This is a genomic window from Flavobacterium amylolyticum (genome assembly GCF_048284335.1).
GTDB lineage: Bacteria > Bacteroidota > Bacteroidia > Flavobacteriales > Flavobacteriaceae > Flavobacterium.
Genome location: NZ_JBLVPG010000003.1, coordinates 140,576 through 157,154 on the forward strand (window position 1 = coordinate 140,576; position 16,579 = coordinate 157,154).

The following is a 16,579-nucleotide window of genomic DNA, read 5'->3' on the forward strand; positions in this document are numbered from 1 at the left end:
AAAATCTACAATCTCATATCACTATTTATTCTTGTGCCAATCCTATCAAAACATCTATGGAAGCACCTTCTGGAGTAGCTTCATAATTTTCTTTGATAGTTGTAAAATATTTCAATGCGTCCGTTTTATTCCCTAAAGTCAAAGCTGTCTTTCCGGCTTTCAATAAGAAACGTGGCGTTGTAAAATCATTTTTATTTGATTCTGCAGCTTTCACATAACTCTCTAAAGCCTCTTTTGGCTGATTTTTTTGAGAATAAGCATCTCCCATTGCTCCTTTTGCCAAAGCACCTAAAACAATATCATCTGATTTAAACTTACTCAAATACGCAATCGCTTCAGTATATTTACCTGTGTTCAAATATGCAATACCCGCATAATAATTAGCTAAATTACCCGCATCAGTTCCTGAATATTCATCAGCAATTTTCAAGAATCCAAACTTTCCTTCTGAACCATTCAAAGACAATTTATACAACGAGTCACTTGCTATTCCGTCAGTTGCTTTTTGAAAATTTTGTTGTGCAACAAACATTTCATTAGCAGCTTCGTCTTGTTGTGGTGCAGCAATAAATCTTTGATATGCTAAATAACCAATAGTAAATAAGGCAGCAGCGGCAACTAATCCAATAATAATTTTTTGGTTTTTAGCAACCCAATCCTCCGTTATTGAAGCGGTTTCATCTAATTTTGAAAAAACCTCCGCAGTTGTGCTGTCTTTTTCATCAATAACTACTGCTTCAACTCCTGCTTCTTTTACTTCTTTTTCTTTTGGTGCTTTATATCCTCTTTTACTGTAAGTAGCCATTTCAATTTAATTTAGTGAATCGCAAAAATAAAATTTTTATTCAAACCCACGCAAAAAATATGCTTTTATATTCAAAAAAAATATCCTGCCTGATTCTTTCTTTCGAATGGCAAAATAATTGCCACAGAAAAATTGGAAAAGGCCTTTATATCAATATTTTTCAATAATTTGCACCCTCTTTGAAAAACGCGTCCAAAAACAGCAAAGTTCTCAATACCAGCAAGCCTTACCCATGTATTTAAAAAAAATTTCATTATTCAATTACAAGAATTTCTCAGAAGCTAATTTTGAATTTGACAGTAAAATAAATTGTTTCGTAGGTAAAAACGGTATTGGCAAAACCAATGTACTCGATGCAATCTACCATCTATCGTATGGAAAAAGCTATTTTAATCCGTTAGCCGTTCAGAATATTAAACACGGAGAGGAATTTTTTGTGATTGATGCTGAATTTGAGAAGAATAACAGGACTGAACAAATTGTCTGCAGTCTCAAGAAAGGCCAGAAAAAAATATTAAAACGAAACGGTAAAGCGTACGATAAATTCTCGGACCATATTGGGTTTATTCCTTTGGTTATTATTTCTCCAGCAGATAGAGATTTAATTGTGGAAGGCAGCGAAACCAGAAGAAAATTTATGGACAGCGTCATTTCACAGCTGGATTCTCAATACTTACAGCAACTCATTCAATACCAAAAAGTAATGAGTCAGCGCAATGCTTTATTGAAATATTTTGCATTAAATCATGTTTTCGAAAACGATACGTTGTCCATATATAATGAGCAGCTCAACGGTTTTGGAAATTATATTTTCGAAAAAAGAAAAGAATTTATTGAAGCATTTATCCCTGTTTTCAACAGCCACCATCAAGCCATAACAGGTTCTCAGGAAACCGTTCAACTCGTCTATGAAAGCCATTTATTTGAAAAAGAGTTATTGCTACTTTTACAAGAAAACATTAACAAAGACAGAGCCCTACATTATACAAGTGTAGGGATTCACAAAGACGATTTAGCCTTTGAAATTGATCAACATCCTATAAAGAAATTTGGCTCTCAAGGGCAACAAAAATCCTATTTGATCGCTTTAAAATTAGCACAATTCGAGTTTTTAAAAAAACAAAGTGGTGTAAAACCAATTTTACTGTTTGATGACGTATTTGATAAACTAGACGAAAGTCGTGTAGCTAAAATAATCGAAATGGTCAATAGCGATACTTTTGGACAACTTTTTATTTCTGACACGCATCCTGAACGAACTGAAGCAATTGTAAAATCGACACATCAAACCTATAAAATTTTCAACTTATAACTTTTATTTAATATTTATACCGTTCAAAAAATTGAAAAATCACTTAATTTAGCCTCTCCAAATTAAAATTCAATGAAACTTAATCAAATATTCCTCTTACTCTTACCTTTTGTTGTTTTATCCTGTACCGGACAAACTTCGAAAGACAACAAAACGATCGATGCAAAAGCTTTTGCTGAAAAAATTGGGGCTACGTCGAATCCACAAATTCTGGATGTACGAACTCCAGAAGAATTTCATTCAGACCATATTGATAAAGCCGTAAATATAAATTGGCTAGGGGATCATTTTGTAGCCAGCACAGCAAAACTAGATAAAACAAAACCCGTTTTTGTATATTGTAAAAGCGGAGGAAGAAGCCAAAGTGCCGTTCAAAAAATGAAAGAAATTGGGTTTACAACAATTTATCAGTTACAAGGCGGAATATTAAAATGGGATGCTGCTGGATTATCAAAACCCACTAGCAAAATTATAGGAATGACAGTACTGGAATACAACAAATTAGTAGACACTGACAAAAAAATATTGATTAATTTTTATGCTGAATGGTGCGCCCCGTGTAAAAAAATGACGCCGTACCTTTTGAAAATGCAACAAGATTTATCAGATGAAGTTACTATTATTCGATTGAATGCTGACGAAAACAAAACTTTGATTTCTGAAATGAAAATCAGCGAACTCCCGACATTATTATTGTACGAGAATAAAGAAGTTAAATGGAAGCATTCCGGTTTTATAAAAGAAGAGGAATTAAAAAAACAAATACAATAAATCAAGATGCTTTCAAAAGACACACTGCAATTTATGGAGGATTTAAAAGCCAACAATAATCGAGATTGGTTTTTAGAGAATAAAAAACGGTACGAATCCTTTAAGCAAGACTACCAGCAATTAGTTAGTGCTTTACTGGACTCTATGAAACCACTAGATCCCTCGCTGGAAATGCTTGAAGTAAAAAATTGTACTTTTAGAATTAACCGCGATATCCGTTTTTCAAAGGACAAGACGCCTTACAAATCACACTTGGGCATTTGGCTTTCTTCTGGTGCAAAAGGTCAGAATCGCTCGGGGTATTACATCCATTTAGAAAAAGGAGGTAGTTTTATTGCCGGAGGATTGTACTGTCCGGAAGCAGATGACTTAAAAAAAATGCGTAAAGAAATTGCTTATTTCTATGATGATTTAGAAGTTATTCTAAATGAAAAAAAATTTAAAGAGGAATTTAACGATTTTGATCGCAATGAAAAAAACATGTTGAAAAACCCGCCAAGGGGTTACGAAAAAGAGCATCCAGCAATTGAATTATTAAAATTGAAAAGTTTTGAATCCTCGCAGAAAATTGATATTTCTTCCGTTTCTAAAAAAGATTTCGTAGCAATCATAAGTGAAAAACTAATTGCGTTAAAACCGCTGAACGATTTCATAAATCGAGCTTTAACTTCGGAGTGATTATAATGAAAAAAAAGAAAATACTTTTTCTTGGAGAAGCCTACAGAGCCGATGCCATCACCTGGATAAACGGACTCAAAGAATTTGGTGAATTCGAAATCATCACTTGGGAATTAAAAACGCCCAACACCGGTATTCGGAACCGAATCTTAAGGATTTTCGAATTTAAATTAGCTGTTTTTAAAATTAGAAAAATAATAAAAGCTCAACAACCAGACATGGTTATTGCTGAAAGAACAACCAGTTACGGTTTTCTTGCTGCATTATCAGGCATAAAACCCGTAGCAATTGCGCAACAAGGAATTACCGATTTATGGCCTGAAAATTCAATTTTACTACCTCTAAAAAGAATTATTCAAAATTATGCTTTTCAAAAAGCTACTTTAATTCATGCTTGGGGTCCTGTGATGACTTTTTCTATGATCGACGCCAAAGTTGATATGAAGAAGGTTTTAGTGTTGCCTAAAGGAATTGATCTGGCAAAATTTGAAGATAAAAACAATGCCAATCCAGAAAAAATTTCTGCTATCGTCACGCGTTCTTTGTTACCGGAATACCGCCATGATATTATTTTAAAAGCATTTGCTATTTTAAACCAAAAAGAAATAGATTTCGTACTTACAATTATAGGAGATGGTAGCCAACTTTGCAAACTCAAGAGTTTAGCTGAGAAATTAGGGATTGAAGAGAAAGTTATCTTTACAGGAAGAATCCCTAATACTGCATTACCAAAACTACTGCAACAGTGTAACATTTACATTAGTATGCCAATAACCGAAGGAGTTTCGGCATCCTTATTTGAAGCTATGGCAACAAATTGTTATCCCATCGTAAGTGATATTCCAGGAAATCAAAGTTGGATAAAACACCGTGATAATGGTTTACTGATTCCTTTAAATGATTCTAGAAAATTAGCTCAAGAGTTAATTTGGTCCTTCGAAAATTCTGAACATCGTAAACGTGCCGTTTTTAAAAACAGAAGACTTGTTGAGGAAAAAACAAATTACAGCATCAATATGAAAATAATAGCACAGAAATACCATCAATTAATTAACTCAAATCTCTCTCATTAATAATGTGTGGAATTAATGGAATCTTGCATTTACAATTGCAAAGAAAAGTTGACGAGCGCATACTTACTAAAATGCGGGATTCACTGGAACATCGAGGCCCCGATGACAAGGGATTATTTATAGAAAACAACATCGGTTTTGGACACCGAAGACTCTCAATTCTGGATGTTTCATTAGCAGGCCACCAACCTTTTCTTTCAGAAAACGGAAGGTATATTATGGTTTATAATGGTGAAATTTACAATTTTAAAGAATTTTATCCTGAACTAAAAAACAAGGGATTTGATATCAGAACTAATTCGGACACTGAAGTTCTGATGAAATTATTTCAATTACACGGTTTAAAAATGCTAAACCGCCTCAACGGGATGTTTGCCTTTGCTATTTGGGACAAAGAACAAAAAAAACTGACTGTGGTTCGGGACAGAATGGGTGTAAAACCCTTGTATTATTCTTTTTACAATGAAACGTTCTATTTTGCATCAGAACAAAAAGCACTTTTTACTGCTGGAGTTCCATTTAAAATGGCACAGGACGGACTGGAAGAATATATTTTTAACCGATTTGTTGCCGGTGAAAATACCTTATATCAGAACATAAAAAAGGTATTGCCTGGACACATCATGACTATTCATGAAGATGGAAAAGTCACAACTGAAAAATGGTGGGATTTAAAAAGAGAAATACAGAATCAAACCGAAATTAAAAATCCGATTGAATGGTTCCGGGAAACTTTTGATGATTCTGTTAAAATGCGAATGGTAAGTGATGTCCCCGTAGGAGTTTTATTGAGTGGAGGACTCGATTCTTCCTCCATTTTAGCTTCCTTATACCACCAAAATTACAAAGACATACAAACTTTTAATATTGGTTTCAAAGAGAAAGAACATAACGAAGCCCATTTGGCTAAAAAGATGGCGGAGAAATGCAATTATGGATTTCAAACCCTAAAATTAGAAGACAACAACCTTTACGATCAATTAATACGGTCGACTTATTTTCAAGATGAACCCATAATGCATTTGAACGAACCGCATCTTTTAGCGGTTTCTCAAATGGCAAAACCCTCAGTAAAAGTATTACTTTCTGGTGAAGGAGCTGACGAATTAATGGGAGGATATGTGCGATACAAAACCTTACAATATCCATCATTATTGCATGCAATAAAAATGATTGGTACTATAGATCTTTTTACAAAAACCCCGAGATACGAAAAATTAATACGCTACGCTCAAATCAATACTGAATCCGATTTAGTCATTTATAATGGCTCTAACATCTATCCAAATGATATTGCGAAAACTTTCGGAATTAATTCACAACCAAAAAACGAATACAGAAAACAAATTTATAAAGAAGCAAAATCTTTATATCCCAATAACCTGCGCAGACAGGCTCTTTATTTTGACCAACACACTTATTTATGCTCACTCCTTGACCGGAATGACCGGTGTACGATGGGTGCTTCCATTGAGTGCAGGGAACCGTTCTTAGACCCGAGGTTAATTGTTGGATTAGGATCCTTGGACGATAAATGGCTCTTTACTGGAAAAAAAAGCAAGTTCATTCTAAAAAAAGCAATGGAAAAGCGTTTGCCTACAGAAATCCTAGAATTCAAAAAAGTTGGTCTGAGTGCTCCTTGGGGAGATTACATTACTAAAAGTCATGCCTTTAAAGATGAACTAGACTCTTTTTCGAAAAGTGATCTGTTTCAAATGCCTTATTTTGAACACATCAAAATACAGAAACTTGTACTGAATTCACTCAAAGGAGACTCTCGAATGATTCCTTACATTATGCCCTTATTTATGATGCATATTTGGATGAAAACGTATGCAACCAAATTTTAATACTTACTTTTGAACCTACGAGTAAATAATACAAAAGCACTCTCTTTTATGGAAATACTACATGATTTTTCACTAAAAAAATACAACACTTTTGGCATTGAAGCCAAAGCAAAACAGTTTGTCGCCGTTCATTCAAATGAAGATTTGAAAACTATTTTACAAGAAAATAAATCTCATAAAAAATTTATTTTAGGAGGTGGAAGCAATATGCTATTGACTAAAGACGTCGAGGCGCTTGTAATCCATATTGATTTGAAAGGAAAAAAAATAATTGATCAAAATGATGATTTTGTCTGGATCGAAAGTCAAGCTGGCGAAAACTGGCATGAATTTGTGCTTTGGACTGTACTTCAAAATTTTGGCGGATTAGAAAACATGTCACTCATTCCTGGAAATGTTGGCACTACACCAGTGCAAAACATCGGAGCGTACGGAACCGAAATAAAAGACACCTTTATTTCCTGTGAGGCAATGACTATAGAAAATCAGCAAATAAGGACATTTACAAAGGAAGAATGCCATTTTGGCTACCGAGAAAGCGTTTTTAAAAACGAAGTTAAAGATCAATACATTATTACCTCCGTAGTTTATAAATTGACTAAAAAGAACCATAAAATCAACATTTCTTACGGAGATATTTCGACCGAATTAACCCAAAATAACATTTTAAATCCTACGTTAAAAGATGTTAGCAATGCTGTAATTGCCATTCGACAAAGTAAATTACCCGATCCGGCAGTGTTGGGAAACAGCGGGAGTTTTTTTAAAAATCCTATTCTGCTTAAATCAGACTTTGAGAAAATTAAGCAAGCATTTCCAGCAATAAAATATTATGACATTTCAGAAACTGAAGTCAAAGTTCCAGCGGGATGGCTGATTGAACAGGCTGGTTTCAAAGGTAAACGATTTGGTGATGCCGGAATTCATAAAAACCAAGCATTGGTATTAGTGAATTATGGCAATGCCACAGGACAGGAAATTTTGAATGTTTCTAAAAATATTCAAGAGACAATTTTCAAAATTTTTGGCATTCATATTGAAGCCGAAGTAAATGTAATTTAATTATAGATTCAAAAATTTTAATTCCTAATAAACATGTTCATTCCAGAAATTTACAAAAACGAAAATCAAGAAGAAATCAAAAAATTTTTACAAGAAAACAGCTTTGGAATCTTAATCAATCAAACCCATGGAAAATTGTGCGCAACACATATCCCATTGGAATTAGAGACCAATACAGCTGGTAAAGACATTTTATGTGGACATATTTCTAAAGAAAACCCGCAATGGAATGGTTTTACTGACAGTGATCAAGTTTTAGCAGTATTCTCTGGACCTCATTCCTATATTTCGTCTTCATGGTACGATCATGAAAATGTACCTACATGGAACTATATAGCCATACATGTATATGGAAAAGTAAAAATTATTGAAGGAGATGCCGTCATCGAATCCTTAAAAAAATTAGTTGATAAATACGAGCTAAATTCTGAAAATCCAGTTCGAGTAGAAAATTTATCAAAGAAAACTATGTTACAAAGCCGCGGCATTGTAGCGTTTGAAATTGAAATCACTGAAATACAAGCCACTAGAAAAATGTCGCAAAATCGTGATGCTAAAAATTATAAAAAAATTGTATCAGAGCTAGAAAAAAGCAATAACAATCAGTCAATAGCTGTTGCAAATGAGATGAAGAAATGTCCAATATAGATTCTTTCAAAATTCATACTTTATAATTTACAATTGGCAATTGTATTCATACCTTTGCAATCTCCTAAAATTTCGGAAATAAAAACTCACTAAACTCAAATGCTTATACTAATCTTTTACATTTTTATCTTTATTGTTGCTGTTCAAATTTTATATTATTTAGGCGTTTTTGGGAAATTTGCTTTCGCAAAAACACAAAAAATAACACCCAAAAGAATTCCCATTTCAGTTATCGTTTGTGCCAAAAATGAAGAAGAAAATGCTATAAATTTCATTCCGCTACTTGCAGAACAAAACTACCCTGATTTTGAAATTGTCCTGATTGATGACGCATCAAGTGATACCACATTGGCAATTTTTGAAGGTTTTGAAAAACAATATCCAAATATTCGTCTGGTAAAAGTAAAAAATAACGAAGCTTTTTGGGGAAATAAAAAATACGCGTTGACTTTAGGTATAAAAGCAGCCAAAAAAGAGTATTTACTTTTCACTGATGCCGATTGTTATCCTACTTCCAAAGATTGGATTACCGCTATGAGTTCCCAGTTTACGATGCAAAAAACAATTGTTTTGGGATATGGAAAATATGAAAAAATTGCTAATTCCTTCCTCAATAAACTAATTCGTTTTGAGACATTGCTTACCGCAATTCAATATTTTTCTTGGGCAAAAATAGGACATCCGTACATGGGTGTAGGAAGAAATTTAGCCTACAAGAAGGAAGAATTTTTCAATGTAAATGGATTTATAGAGCACATGCAAATTCGTTCAGGCGATGATGATTTATTTATAAATCAAGCCGCCAAAGGTAAAAACACCTCTATTGCCTACACAACAGAAAGCGTAACGCTTTCTAAACCTAAAACTACCTACAAAGACTGGTTGATACAGAAAAGAAGACACGTAGCTACGGCAAATTATTACAAACCTTTCGATAAGTTACAGTTAGGTACATTCTATTGTTCCCAATTGCTCTTTATAGTGCTGTCCATTGTATTGCTGTCATTTCAATACCAATGGATTTTAGTATTGATTTTAATTGCGCTTAGATACCTTATTGCTTGGATTGTAATCGGATTTTCGGCAGCTAAATTAAAAGAAAAAGATGTTGTATATTGGTATCCAATAATTGAATTGGTTTTAATATTAACCCAAATCAATATATTTATTACAAATACATTCTCAAAACCGGTACATTGGAAATAAACACACAAATAGAAAAAGCGAAACAAGGCGATCAGGCTGCCTTTACTTTTCTATTGAATTATTACTGGAATGAGGTGTATGGTTTTATGCTAAAACGTACCGAAAATGAAACCAATGCCGAGGACATTACTATTGAAACATTCTCGAAAGCTTTTGACAAATTAGCTACTTACAACTCTGAATTTCAGTTTAATACTTGGCTCATCGCCATTGCAAAAAACGTACATATCGATGTACTGCGAAAAAAAAAATCGAGTCTTTTTATCGAAATTACCGATGAGGAAGACCATCAAGCCTACAACATAGCAGACACTACCCCATCTGCAGAAGACGAATTAATTACCGAACAAAATCTTTCGCAATTATTACGGTTTATTAAAGAACTAAAACCTCATTATCAAGAAGTTATTCAGTTGCGGTATTTTCAGGAAATGAGTTATCAGGAAATCGCAAATAAAATGAATGAACCCTTAAGTAATGTAAAAGTTAAATTGCTTCGCGCTAAAAAATTATTAGCAGAAATCATTCAAAGCAGACGATAAATTTCAAAAAATCATATTGTATAAAATAAAAAAACGATCCAAAATAACTTCAGATCGCTTTAAAAGATGCTATATATTCTAAGACTATCTTACAATTCTCTCCGGATAATCCGTAATAATTCCGTTTACTTTAAGTTCCTGTAAATTCTTAACATCCAGAGGTTCATTCACCGTCCAAGGATAAATTTTAAAATCATTCGCCTTCATTACAGCAACATTTTCAGCAGTTAAAGTCTTATAATACGGATTAATTGCTTGCGCCTTAAGTTCCTTTCCTGTTTTAATAATACTTTCAATAGGCTCTTTATACGTAAGTAAACCAATCGCTATTTCCTTACTTAAAGATCGCATGGTTTGTAATTCCCCAATACGAAAACTAGAAATAAAGAAATCCTTATTACTCCAACCTTTTTTCTTGTATTCTTCTATTATTCTATAGGTATCAGTCGCAGTATTAGTCCCTTTTAATTCAATATTAAGGACTGCCTTTTTATCGATAACCGCTATCACTTCTTGCAGTGTTGGGATTTGATGTTTCCCAGCTACCAGAACCTTTCTTAAATCATCAAAAGTGTAATCTTCAATTTTTCCTTTTGCATTGGTGAGGCGATCCAAATCATCATCGTGAAAAACCACCAGTTCGCCTGTTTTAATTTTAAAAACATCGATTTCTAGCATATCCGCTTTCAATTCAATTCCTTTTTTTATGGATGCTAATGTATTCTCTGTGGCATGCCCCATCGCTCCTCTATGCCCACAGACCACAAACTTGTTTGAGGAACAATTTAAAAAAAACAAGGCTAATAAGGAAGCCAGTACTAGTTTCGTGTATTTCATAATTTTTGTTTGAAGTATATCGTAAAAGTAGTTTTTAACAGGAACCCATATATTAAGGATGGATTAAATTATTGCAGTTTTATATCTATATATTAGACTTCTTGACAAATAAATTATCATCTAATTATTACCAAATAAAAAATCTAAAAAAATCACTTTTTTTAGATTGTAAATATAAATTAGCCTAGTGGTGATAATTTTATACGTGAGAATAATTCATCTGTAAAACTGCATAGAGAACAAATAAATTAAACCTGTTCTCAATACATTTTTTCATAGTCCTATTTTAAAACACCTTTATCTATATTTATGTTTAATTACACTTAACAGATTCTGAGTTATGTCTACATATTTCTTCTATACTGCCCGCCTACTTCAAACAAAGCCGAAGTAATTTGTCCCAAAGAACAAACCTTCGTTGCTTCCATTAAATGTTCGAATAAGTTTTCGTTTTTAATGGCTGCTTCCTGAAGCGTATTTAAATGTTCCTTCACTAAATCCTGATTGGATTGGTGTAAATGGTTCAACATATCAATTTGGTATTGTTTTTCTTCTTCGGTCGCACGAATTACTTCGGCTGGGATTACTGTTGGAGAACCTTTAGAACTCAAGAATGTATTCACACCAATAATTGGAAATTCACCGGTATGTTTCAAAGTCTCATAATACAAACTTTCTTCTTGAATTTTACTGCGTTGGTACATGGTTTCCATAGCACCAAGAACGCCACCACGTTCTGTAATTCGGTCGAATTCGAGTAAAACTGCAGCTTCCACTAAATCCGTTAGCTCTTCAATAATGAAAGCACCTTGAATTGGATTTTCGTTTTTGGCCAATCCTAATTCTTTATTGATAATCAACTGAATCGCCATTGCACGACGCACTGATTCTTCTGTAGGCGTAGTGATTGCTTCATCATACGCATTGGTATGCAAGGAATTACAATTGTCATAAATCGCATACAACGCTTGTAAAGTAGTCCGAATATCATTGAAATCTATTTCCTGTGCGTGCAAAGAACGACCTGACGTTTGAATGTGGTATTTCAACATTTGAGCACGTTCATTAGCGCCGTATTTATTTTTCATGGCTTTCGCCCAAATTTTACGTGCCACACGACCGATAACTGCATATTCCGGATCCACTCCATTCGAAAAGAAGAACGATAAATTAGGTCCAAAATCATTGATACTCATCCCACGACTCAAATAATATTCCACATACGTGAAACCATTCGAAAGTGTGAAAGCCAATTGCGTAATCGGATTTGCACCAGCCTCAGCAATGTGATATCCTGAGATAGAAACCGAATAGAAGTTTCTAACATTCTTAGTAATGAAATATTCCTGTACGTCACCCATCAATCGCAACGCAAATTCCGTAGAGAAAATACAGGTGTTTTGGGCTTGGTCTTCTTTCAAAATATCAGCCTGAACGGTTCCACGTACTTGAGATAACGTTCTTGCTTTTATTTCGTTATACACCTCCAAAGGTAAAACCTGATCTCCGGTTACACCCAAAAGCATCAACCCTAAACCATTATTCCCTTGAGGTAAATCACCTTGATAATGCGGCCTTTCAACTCCTTTTGCTTCATAAATTTTGTTGATTTTTACCTCAACTTCTTTTTCAAGACCATTTTCTTTGATGTAAAACTCACATTGTTGGTCAATCGCCGCATTCATGAAAAAACCTAACAACATGGGCGCTGGCCCATTGATAGTCATACTCACCGAAGTCATCGCATGAACCAAATCAAAACCAGAATATAATTTCTTCGCATCATCCAAACAGCAAATAGAAACTCCGGCATTACCGATTTTTCCATAAATATCAGGACGTACATGTGGATCGTTACCGTATAACGTTACGCTGTCAAAAGCCGTTGACAATCGTTTTGCCGGTAATCCTGCACTTACATAATGAAAACGTTTGTTCGTTCTTTCCGGTCCGCCTTCTCCGGCAAACATACGAGAAGGATCTTCTCCTTCCCGTTTAAAAGGATACAAACCAGCGGTAAAAGGAAATTCTCCAGGAACATTTTCCTGCAGACACCAACGTAAAATATCACCCCAAGCTTTGTACTTTGGTAGCGCAATTTTCGGGATTTGGGAATGCGAAAGTGACTCTGTATGGGTCGCCATTTTTATTTCCCTATCCCGAACTTTAAACGTATAAACTGGATTTTTGTACTTGTTTACTTTTTCGTCCCAAGTCAAAATAATTTCCCAATTGTATGGATCCAAATCCATTTTTACTTTATCGAATTGATTCAGTAAAAGATTCAAAAATATTTTGTCCTCAGCAGCACCTGGTTTTTCAGATTCCAAAGCACTTGGTAAAACTGAATCGTCATTAATTCCTGCTTTGTTTATTTCAGGTATTTTTTTGGTTACCGTTTCAATCGTTTTGAAAATTCCATATAATTTCTGTGCTACTTGTTCTTGAGTTACCGCAGTAACATCATATTTTCGGTTGCTTTCGGCAATTTCAGATAAGTAACGCGTTCTATGCGGTGGAATAACGAAAATCTTCTCGCTCATTTCACGCGTGATTTTGAACGTTGATTTCAAATCAGAATCCGTTTTTTCATGGACTTTATCCATTATCGCTTTGTACAGCGTATTCATTCCCGGATCGTTAAACTGCGAGGCAATCGTCCCGAAAACCGGAAGTGTATCTAAATTAGCATCCCATAAATTATGGTTGCGTTGGTATTGTTTTTTAACGTCTCTCAATGCATCCAGAGAACCGCGTTTGTCAAATTTGTTTATTGCTACCAAGTCGGCAAAATCAAGCATGTCGATTTTTTCCAATTGCGTTGCCGCACCAAATTCCGGTGTCATTACATATAAGGATACATCAGAGTGATCCATGATTTCCGTATCCGATTGTCCTATACCTGAGGTTTCCAGGATTATGATGTCATAATTTGCTGCTTTGATCACTTGAATCGCATCGGCAACATATTTAGACAAAGCCAGATTTGATTGGCGTGTTGCCAATGAACGCATGTAAACTCTAGGACTATTGATGGCATTCATTCGAATTCTATCGCCTAACAAGGCACCGCCTGTCTTCCGTTTTGATGGATCGACCGATATTAATCCAATAGTTTTTTCAGGGAAATCGATTAGAAAACGACGCACTAATTCATCCACTAATGATGATTTTCCAGATCCACCGGTTCCTGTAATTCCAAGAACTGGAGTTTTACAATCCAGATTCTTTTTTTGGATGGCTACCAAAGTTTTGGCCGCTATTTCCGGAAAATTCTCTGCTGATGAAATGATTCTGGCAATTGCTTTTGGATTTTTTTGTTCCAAATGTTTTATTTCATCTGTCAGTGTATCTCCAACAGGATAATCGGATTGTTGTACTAAATCATTTATCATACCCTGCAATCCCATAGCACGTCCGTCATCTGGTGCATAAATTCTGGTGATTCCGTATGCTTGTAATTCGGCAATTTCAGAAGGCAGGATTACTCCGCCGCCGCCGCCAAATATTTTAATTTGCCCTGCTCCTTTTTCCTGAAGCAAGTCGTACATGTATTTGAAATATTCGTTGTGTCCACCTTGATAGGACGTTATTGCAATTGCATTCGCATCTTCTTGAATCGCTGTGTTGACAACTTCTTCCACACTTCTATCGTGGCCCAAATGAATTACCTCAACACCTGTAGACTGAATGATTCTACGCATAATATTGATTGCGGCATCGTGACCGTCAAAAAGAGCTGCAGCGGTTACAATTCTTACTTTATTGTTAGGGATATATGGTATTTGTTGTTCCATTTTATGAATATGATAATTTAAGACTGCAATTTACAATTTTATTTTAAAAATTATTTGATGTTCTTGCTGGTTGTTGATAAATTAGGCAGAATTTTGTTATTTAGCCCCGATTGAAGTGGCATCCCTCGCTTTTTTTGGCGAGGATACAGCGAAAAGCGGGACAAAACGTGATTAACAAACTAAAGTTTGTGCTCCTAAAGAATAGTTGGCTTTGTTTTTGAATAAGTAGTATTTTTACAAAAGCCAAAGGGCAAACACACGAACTAAACTAATAAAATAATTATGATGAAGAAAATTTTAATTTTTGCGGTAGCAATTTCGCTTTCTAGTTGTGCCGAAATGCAACAAGTTTTGAATCAATTTCCACAAACGCAAGGAATTGGCGGTGTTGATATTGCTGGCGGATTGAAGGAAGCATTGAATAATGGAATTTCAAAACAAGTAACCAAATTGACAGCCACCGATGGTTTTTTCAGAAATGAAGCTGTGAAAATTTTACTGCCAGAAGAATTGAGAAAAGTAGACGCTGGTTTAAGAAGAATAGGACTTAGTTCATTGGCTGATGAAGGTTTAAAAGTATTAAACCGTGCTGCTGAAGATGCGGTGAAGGAAGCGACTCCAATATTTGTAGACGCCGTTAGAAATATGACTTTCATGGATGCCAAATCGATTTTGATGGGAAATGAAAGTTCGGCTACTAATTATTTGCAGAACAGCACTTCGACCGCTTTGTACGGGAAATTCAACCCTGTGATTAAAAATTCATTTACTAAAGTGGGTGCCGATAAAGTTTGGACGAACATTATTACAAAATACAACAGCATTCCTTTAGTGAATAAAGTGAATCCCGATTTGACGGATTATGTGACCAATCAAGCGTTAAATGGTGTTTTTAAGATGGTTGCGGTTGAAGAAAAAAACATCAGAACCAATTTTAGTGCCAGAACATCTGTATTATTACAAAAGGTTTTTGCAATGCAGGACAACAAATAGATTGAAATTGGGTTGTTTTTTTTAACCACAAAACAGCCCAATCCAGCTTTTTTATAAAAATAAATATGCTAATTCTGTAAACACTGATCACACTAAAAAACAAAGCTGAAACCAAAACGCAAATGCAAAAAATTACAATCCTAATCCATTGCAAAGATCAAAAAGCAATTATTGCTTCCGTTACGAATTATATTGCCTCTATTGATGGTAATATAATTTATCTCGACCAACATGTAGATGCCGATGAAAATGTATTTTTCATGCGTTTAGAATGTGAATTCAGTACCAATAATTGGAACATTGAAGCTATTAAAACTGATTTTCAAGCTAAGTTAGCTGCTCCTTTCAATATGTCGTGGGAAATGTATACCCAAAACGAAAAACCAAAAATGGCTTTATTTGTTTCTAAATACGACCATTGTTTGTATGATATTTTAGGACGCTACAGCGCTGGCGAATTACCTCTTGAAATTCCTTTGATCATTAGCAACCATGAGAATCTTAAAGCAGTGGCGGAACGTTTTTCTATTCCGTTTCATTATGTTCCTTTCACGAAAGATATAAAAGTCGAAGGCGAACAAAAACAGTTAGATTTATTAAAAGAATACAATATAGACTTCATTGTATTGGCACGCTACATGCAAATTATCACACCCAATTTGATTGCGCAATACAAGAATCAAATTATCAATATTCATCATTCTTTTCTCCCTGCATTTCCGGGAGCAAAACCGTATCATTCTGCTTTTAAACGCGGCGTAAAAATCATTGGTGCCACCAGTCATTATGTAACCGAAGGATTAGATGAAGGTCCGATTATCGAGCAGGATATCGCCCGAGTTTCACACAGCCATTCTATTGAAGATTTTATTATGAAAGGACGTGATCTGGAACGCATGGTTTTGGCTAGAGCGATAAAATTGCATTCGGAACGAAAAACTATGGTGTATAATAATAAAACAGTAGTGTTTTTATAGAATTCACTCCCCATTATCTATAAAGAAA

14 protein-coding genes are annotated in these 16,579 nt (G+C 34.6%); 11 read left to right on the forward strand and 3 right to left on the reverse strand.

Features of this window, described 5'->3' with window-relative positions; genetic code table 11:
* Nucleotides 1-25: 25 nt before the first annotated feature.
* A complete protein-coding gene (locus tag ACNQF9_RS11510) occupies nt 26-805 on the reverse strand; it encodes a tetratricopeptide repeat protein (protein ID WP_417960691.1) in 780 nt (259 codons plus the stop codon).
* A gap of 232 nt (nt 806-1,037) precedes the next feature.
* On the opposite strand from ACNQF9_RS11510, the gene recF reads away from it, so the two are divergent.
* The 9 genes from recF (at nt 1,038) to ACNQF9_RS11555 (ending at nt 9,947) form a co-directional block, all read left to right on the forward strand.
* The gene (recF, locus tag ACNQF9_RS11515; protein ID WP_417960693.1) at nt 1,038-2,117 is read left to right on the forward strand and encodes a DNA replication/repair protein RecF; all 1,080 of its coding nucleotides are present in this window, start codon (nt 1,038-1,040) and stop codon (nt 2,115-2,117) included.
* A gap of 72 nt (nt 2,118-2,189) precedes the next feature.
* Nucleotides 2,190-2,888 carry a thioredoxin domain-containing protein gene (locus ACNQF9_RS11520; protein WP_417990254.1) on the forward strand — a complete coding sequence of 233 codons (699 nt, stop codon included), beginning with the start codon at nt 2,190-2,192 and terminating at the stop codon, nt 2,886-2,888.
* 6 nt (nt 2,889-2,894) lie between these two features.
* Nucleotides 2,895-3,566: a DUF2461 domain-containing protein gene (locus tag ACNQF9_RS11525; protein WP_417960697.1), complete on the forward strand. Its 672-nt coding sequence runs from the start codon at nt 2,895-2,897 to the stop codon at nt 3,564-3,566.
* Nucleotides 3,567-3,571: 5 nt separating this feature from the next.
* Nucleotides 3,572-4,639, forward strand: a complete 1,068-nt coding sequence (locus tag ACNQF9_RS11530; RefSeq protein ID WP_417960699.1) for a glycosyltransferase family 4 protein — start codon at nt 3,572-3,574, stop codon at nt 4,637-4,639.
* A gap of 2 nt (nt 4,640-4,641) precedes the next feature.
* Nucleotides 4,642-6,489 carry an asparagine synthase (glutamine-hydrolyzing) gene (gene asnB / locus ACNQF9_RS11535; RefSeq protein WP_417960701.1) on the forward strand — a complete coding sequence of 616 codons (1,848 nt, stop codon included), beginning with the start codon at nt 4,642-4,644 and terminating at the stop codon, nt 6,487-6,489.
* A 48-nt stretch (nt 6,490-6,537) separates the two neighbouring features.
* The gene (gene murB, locus ACNQF9_RS11540; protein WP_417990255.1) at nt 6,538-7,551 is read left to right on the forward strand and encodes a UDP-N-acetylmuramate dehydrogenase; all 1,014 of its coding nucleotides are present in this window, start codon (nt 6,538-6,540) and stop codon (nt 7,549-7,551) included.
* 33 nt (nt 7,552-7,584) lie between these two features.
* Nucleotides 7,585-8,199, forward strand: a complete 615-nt coding sequence (locus ACNQF9_RS11545) for an FMN-binding negative transcriptional regulator (protein WP_417990256.1) — start codon at nt 7,585-7,587, stop codon at nt 8,197-8,199.
* A gap of 99 nt (nt 8,200-8,298) precedes the next feature.
* On the forward strand, nt 8,299-9,405 hold the full coding sequence (locus ACNQF9_RS11550) for a glycosyltransferase (protein WP_417990257.1): 1,107 nt from the start codon (nt 8,299-8,301) through the stop codon (nt 9,403-9,405).
* A complete protein-coding gene (locus tag ACNQF9_RS11555) occupies nt 9,396-9,947 on the forward strand; it encodes an RNA polymerase sigma factor (protein WP_417960709.1) in 552 nt (183 codons plus the stop codon). The genes ACNQF9_RS11550 and ACNQF9_RS11555 overlap by 10 nt, the downstream gene beginning before the upstream one ends.
* Before the next feature lie 84 nt (nt 9,948-10,031).
* On the opposite strand, the gene ACNQF9_RS11560 is transcribed toward ACNQF9_RS11555, so the two are convergent.
* Together ACNQF9_RS11560 and ACNQF9_RS11565 are read right to left on the reverse strand one after the other, a co-directional pair.
* Nucleotides 10,032-10,784, reverse strand: coding sequence for a glycerophosphodiester phosphodiesterase (locus ACNQF9_RS11560; RefSeq protein ID WP_417990258.1), 753 nt, complete (start codon nt 10,782-10,784; stop codon nt 10,032-10,034).
* A gap of 344 nt (nt 10,785-11,128) precedes the next feature.
* Nucleotides 11,129-14,581 carry a methylmalonyl-CoA mutase family protein gene (locus tag ACNQF9_RS11565; RefSeq protein WP_417990259.1) on the reverse strand — a complete coding sequence of 1,151 codons (3,453 nt, stop codon included), beginning with the start codon at nt 14,579-14,581 and terminating at the stop codon, nt 11,129-11,131.
* A 285-nt stretch (nt 14,582-14,866) separates the two neighbouring features.
* Between ACNQF9_RS11565 and ACNQF9_RS11570 the strand changes: the two genes are divergently transcribed.
* Together ACNQF9_RS11570 and purU are read left to right on the forward strand one after the other, a co-directional pair.
* A complete protein-coding gene (locus ACNQF9_RS11570) occupies nt 14,867-15,574 on the forward strand; it encodes a DUF4197 domain-containing protein (protein ID WP_417990355.1) in 708 nt (235 codons plus the stop codon).
* Nucleotides 15,575-15,696: 122 nt separating this feature from the next.
* Nucleotides 15,697-16,551, forward strand: a complete 855-nt coding sequence (gene purU, locus ACNQF9_RS11575) for a formyltetrahydrofolate deformylase (RefSeq protein ID WP_417960715.1) — start codon at nt 15,697-15,699, stop codon at nt 16,549-16,551.
* Nucleotides 16,552-16,579 lie beyond the last annotated feature (28 nt).